Below are 668 nucleotides of genomic sequence, written 5' to 3' on the forward strand. Positions count from 1 at the left end.
ATGCCGACATTGCGCCCCGCCGACAGCAGGCTCACGCCGGCCCGGACGAGGCGCTCCGCCTCCGCATCCGCCAGGCCGCCATCGTCGAAGGCGATCACCCGGGCGAATCCGGACGCGGCGTGCGCCAGCACCCGGTCCACCTGGTCCCGGCTCGGCCGGAACAGGGTGATGCCGAGCGCGAGGCGGTCCAGTCCGGGATCAGGCACGGGCCGGGCTCCGGCGGCTCACGCCCGCTCCACCGCGGCGTTGCGGGTCGGCATCGGTCGAGCGGGGATGCCGGAAGGGAAAGCCGGCGAGGCGGCGCATGGCGTCGATCCGGTCCCGATGGGTCGGCGTTTCGATATCGCGAGGCCCGGTCCCCGACAAGCGGCCAGGTCGGGTCGCGCAGCCGCGCAGGCCGAGGTCGAGGTCGAGGTCGAGCCGACCCATGGTTTACGGACTCGGCCGGTTCCGTTAGTTCGACGGGCGAAGAATGCGACGCCCGCCTCCGCGCCACGCACGCCCCCGACGCTGCCGACCATGAGCCGATCCGAGACCAGCGCCTCGACCGCGTCGACCCCGAAGGCGGCCGACGGATGCCGCGCCTCGTGACGGCGCGCGGCGCACGTTCCCCCGCAGAGCCCTGAGATGCGCCTCGGTTTGCCCCCGACCCTCGGGCGGTTCAAGCG

At 74.0% G+C, this 668-nt stretch carries 1 protein-coding gene and 1 pseudogene; both read right to left on the reverse strand.

All coding sequences use genetic code 11. The annotated features are described in order from the left end of the window. Nucleotides 1-206 (reverse strand): annotated as a pseudogene (locus FV228_RS31815) (rhamnosyltransferase); the annotation flags it as partial. Then, a complete protein-coding gene (locus tag FV228_RS31820; RefSeq protein ID WP_147857978.1) occupies nt 199-429 on the reverse strand; it encodes a hypothetical protein in 231 nt (76 codons plus the stop codon). The gene FV228_RS31820 and the pseudogene FV228_RS31815, both read right to left, overlap by 8 nt. Between the last annotated feature and the right edge of the window lie 239 nt (nt 430-668).

Source organism: Methylobacterium sp. WL18, assembly GCF_008040015.1.
GTDB lineage: Bacteria > Pseudomonadota > Alphaproteobacteria > Rhizobiales > Beijerinckiaceae > Methylobacterium > Methylobacterium mesophilicum.